This window comes from Rhizorhabdus sp. (genome assembly GCF_018006725.1).
Lineage (GTDB): Bacteria > Pseudomonadota > Alphaproteobacteria > Sphingomonadales > Sphingomonadaceae > Rhizorhabdus.
The window spans coordinates 1-4,207 of the sequence record NZ_JAGMXV010000335.1 but is presented as its reverse complement, the minus strand read 5'-3'; the positions used below and the strand labels follow the sequence as shown (position 1 = coordinate 4,207).

4 protein-coding genes and 1 pseudogene are annotated in these 4,207 nt (G+C 67.0%); all 5 read right to left on the bottom strand.

Annotated features, from left to right (window positions below; translation table 11 throughout):
• Window positions 1-466: pseudogene (locus KAY22_RS25335) on the bottom strand (pyrroloquinoline quinone-dependent dehydrogenase); the annotation flags it as partial.
• Between the two features lie 19 nt (window positions 467-485).
• The gene (locus KAY22_RS25330) at window positions 486-725 is read right to left on the bottom strand and encodes a biotin/lipoyl-containing protein (protein WP_296625879.1); all 240 of its coding nucleotides are present in this window, start codon (window positions 723-725) and stop codon (window positions 486-488) included.
• Between the two features lie 12 nt (window positions 726-737).
• Window positions 738-1,730 carry a transketolase C-terminal domain-containing protein gene (locus KAY22_RS25325; RefSeq protein ID WP_296625878.1) on the bottom strand — a complete coding sequence of 331 codons (993 nt, stop codon included), beginning with the start codon at window positions 1,728-1,730 and terminating at the stop codon, window positions 738-740.
• A 13-nt stretch (window positions 1,731-1,743) separates the two neighbouring features.
• Window positions 1,744-2,739, bottom strand: a complete 996-nt coding sequence (locus KAY22_RS25320; RefSeq protein WP_296625877.1) for a thiamine pyrophosphate-dependent dehydrogenase E1 component subunit alpha — start codon at window positions 2,737-2,739, stop codon at window positions 1,744-1,746.
• Window positions 2,740-2,749: 10 nt separating this feature from the next.
• A complete protein-coding gene (locus KAY22_RS25315) occupies window positions 2,750-4,045 on the bottom strand; it encodes a M24 family metallopeptidase (protein ID WP_296625876.1) in 1,296 nt (431 codons plus the stop codon).
• Window positions 4,046-4,207 lie beyond the last annotated feature (162 nt).

The window sequence follows — 4,207 nt, the reverse complement described above, 5'->3', positions numbered from 1 at the left end:
GGGCGGCACTGTCCTGCCACTGCGATACGCCCCGGCAGATATATTGGTCGGGCAGCTGGAATTGAGTGTCGATGGCGGCGTCATAGACCCACTTCTCGCGCCCCGTGGCGGGGTCGAGCGCGATCACGCGGCCGAAGGGCGTACAGGTGATCAGCGATCCGGCGGCGAGGATCGGGGTCGTCTCGTTGGTGCTGTTGGTCAGCATCGCATCGGGCCGGCGCGCCAGTTCGCCGGTCGAATAGCGCCAGGCCACCTTCAGATGCGCGACATTGGCGGGGGTGATCTGCGCGGCGGGGGTGTAGCGGGTGCCGCCCATCGTGGCGCCCCACTGGTCCCAGCGCGTCTCGCTCGGGCCGCCTTTCGGCAGTTCGAGCGGGCCGAGCGGCGGCATGAGCCTGATCGCCCATCCCACCGCCCAGGTGACGACGACCAGCCCGATCAGGGCCAGTCCGATGCGTGCGACCATTGCCCCCCGCCGTGCCATCTCAGACCGCGATCGTCGCAATATGGGTGCGGACGGTGACCGACTCCCCCTCCTCAACCAATATCTCGCTGAGCGTCCCGCTGCCCGGCGAGGGCACCTCGACCGTTGTCTTGGCCGCCTCGATCTCGACCAGCGGTTCGCCGGCCTCGACGCTGTCGCCGATCGCCTTCATCCAGCGGACGATCTCCGCATCCTGCATGCCCATGCCGAACTGCGGCAGCAGCACCTTCATATTTGCCATGCTGCTTTCTCCTCAGGCGTCGACGGTTTCGCGCGCGCCGACCAGACGGCGGGCGGCGTCGATGATGCGCTCGGCACTCGGGTAGAGCGCCTTCTCGATCAGCGGGGAGAAGGGGACATGCGTCTCCGCCGTCGCGATGCGCAGCACCGGGCCGCGCAAGGAGTCAAACGCATGTTCGGCGATGAGCGCCGCGATCTCGCTGCCCGCGCTGCAGCTCTGGTGCGCCGGATCGACGGTGATCGCGCGGCCGGTCTTGCGGACCGAGCGCAGGATGATCTCCTTGTCGAGCGGGACCAGGCTGCGCGGGTCGACGACCTCGGCCGAGATGCCCTCCTTTGCCAGCGTCGTCGCCGCCTTGAGCGCGAGCGGGACGCCGCCGCCGATCGCGATGATCGACAGATCGGTGCCTTCGCGCTTGATGTCGCCCTTGCCCAGCGGGATCAGGAAGTCGGGATCGTCGGGCATGTCGGACTTCGACGTCCAGCAGGTCGAATCCTCGAAGCACAGCACGGGATCGTCGTCGCGCACCGCCGCCTTGAGCATCCCCTTCATGTCATAGGCGGTCGACGGGACCATGATCTTCAGCCCCGGCACGTTCATGAACATCGAATAGTTGCGGTCTGAATGCTGCGCAGCATTGGAGTTGCCGTAGAACAGGCAGCTGCGGATCACGAGCGGCAGCCGCGCCTGTCCGCCATAGATGTAGCGCGACTTGGCGATGATGCTCATGATCTGGTCCATCGCCGGGTAGAGGAAGGACGAGATCGTCGCGTCGACGATCGGCCGCATCCCGACCATCGACGCGCCTGCGGCGGCGCCGATGAAGCCGTTCTCCGAGATCGGGGTGTCGCGGACGCGCTCGGTGCCGAAGGCTTCGACGAAGCCGGTCGTGGTGCCGAACACGTTGCAGATGATGTCTTCGCCCATGATGAAGACGCGCTCGTCGCGGGTCATTTCTTCCATCTGGGCCTGCCGGATGGCTTCCAGGAACGTCACTTTTGCCATGATGATCCTCTCCTCAGGCCTTGATGAAATCGGGGATGGGGAGGCGGTCGACGAACACGTCGTCAAAGGCTTCCTCCTGGGTGGGATAGGCGCTGTCGCGTGCGAACTGCAGCGCGTCGGCGACCTCGTCGGCGACCTCCTTCTCGATCCGGTCGAGCAGGTCGGCGGCGGTGCCCGACGCAATCAGCTTGGCGCGGTAGAGCTTGAGCGGATCGCGCTCGCGCCACTCGTCGACCTCGGCACCGCGATCGAGCAGGATGCGGCCCATGTTCACCGCATGGTCGGCATAGCGATAGGTCTTGGTCTCGACGAAGGTCGGCCCGCCGCCCGTGCGGGCGCGCTCGACCGCCTCGGCGACGGCGGCCTCGACCGCGTCGACGTCCTGCCCGTCGACGATGATCGAGGGCATGCCATAGGCCTTGGCGCGCTCGGCAATATCCTTGACCGGCACGGCGACGCTCGCCGGGGTCGACACGGCATAGCCGTTATTCTCGCAGACGAAGATCGCGGGCAGCTTCCAGATCGCGGCGATGTTCATCCCTTCGTGGAAGGCGCCTTCGTTGGTGGCACCATCGCCGAAGAAGCACAGCGCGACGCGGCCATTGCCCTGCATCTTCGAGCCGAGCGCCGCGCCCGCCGCGACGGGCACGCCCGAGCCGACGATGCTGGTCTCGCCGAGACTGCCGACCGAGAAGTCCGACAGGTGCATCGACCCGCCCTTGCCCTTGCAGATGCCGGTCGCCTTGCCGAGCAGTTCGGCCATCAGCGGCCGCAGCGTGGCGCCCTTGGCGATCGGATGGCCGTGGCTGCGATGGGTGCCGACCATATAGTCTTCGGTGTTCAGCGCCATGCAGGCGCCGACGCCCGAGGCTTCCTGCCCGGCATAGGTGTGGAGGGCGCCGGGGATCTCGCCCTGCGCGTGGATCGCCTCGGCGAGATCTTCGAACTGCCGGATGCGCTGCATCCGCCGATATTTTTCGAGACTGCGGTCATTCTGTCCGTCGGTCATGACGTTCCTTTCAGGCGGGTTCGGCGACGCGCGCGGGCGCGTCGGCGACGATCAGTTCGAGCGGGGCCGCGTACATCGGCTCCGCCCCGGAGGCGGTGATCGCGTAGACATTCTCCATGTGGCAGGGGCCGAGCTTCGCGCCGAAGAACAGGCTGTCGAGGCTGATCAGCATGTCCTCTTCCATCACGAAGCCCTGCTTGACCCCGGCCAGGCCCGCCGCCGGATAGGCGAGCGGGATTTCGAGCGGCATCAGGCCGATGCCGTGGGCGACGACGAGCAGCTTCTCGGGCGTGGCGACGCCCTTGGCCTTGAGATGCTCATAGCCGATCGCCGGCAGGCTGTTGGTCGAGACGCCCGGACGCAGCTGGTCGGCCATCAGCAGAAAGGCATCGCGCAATATGTCGTGCAGCCGCTGATAGTCGTCCGAGGGCTTTCCGATCACCGCCGTCCGGTTGATGTCGATCCAGAAGCCGTCGAGCACGCCCTGCGTTTCGAGGATGACGATGTCGCCGCGGCGCAGGGTACGGCCGCCCGATGTGCGGAACAGGTCGGGAATGAACTCGTCTTGGTCATAGGCGCCGCCGAACAGCATCGCCCCCTCGTCGACCGGGATCACGCCGTTGCGCACCATGAAGTCGCAGATGCCGGCCTGGACGTCGTTCCAGTCGGCGCCCTCGTGGAGCAGCGAACCGGCATGGGCGATCACCCGGTCGGCCATGGTGCCGACTTTGCGATAGCGGGCCAGCTCCTCCTGTGTCTTCACCACGCGCACGCGCATCATGAAGTCGAGCGCGTCGACATATGTGTGCGGCACCTGCCGTGCGACGGCGGCGGAGACGCGGTGCTCGTCGAAGCCGATGCGCCCGCCCGACAGGCCATGGTCGGCCAGCGCACGGGTGATCGCCGCCGCGACGTCGGGCTGGCATTCGCCCCGGATCGCGCCGGCGACCGACATCGCGTCTTCGGCGAGGCGGCTGCCCTTGCGGTCGGGGTCGACATAGCGGCTGACCTCGCAGAAGTTCAGCATGTCGAAGGTGCGGATCTCGTCGTAGGTGCAGGCGTCGGCGCGGGCGCGGTTGAGCACCGCGACGATGCCGACATTGGCTTCGGGAATGACGAGGGTGACCGGTTTGGCCGGATCGGCGAAGACGATGGCGCCCGCAAAGGGCTCCATCTGCGTCCAGCGCTCGAGCACCGAATGATAGCCGGTGGCGTAGCGCACGTCGTGCGGGTGGGTCAGCACGACCGCGTCCAGCCCCTCGGCCGCCAGCATCGCGCGAAGGCGCTCTGCGCGGGGATTGGCCATGTCAGGCGGCCTCGTGCTGCGCCGGAACGGCGTCGCCGGAAATGTCCGGCTGGTCCTTGCCCTGGTGCAGGTCGCGCAGGAACTCGTGGTTCATGATGAACCGAACCTCGCCCGCATCGTCGGTATAGGCGACCGCGCCATGGCCCAGGAACAGATATTCGG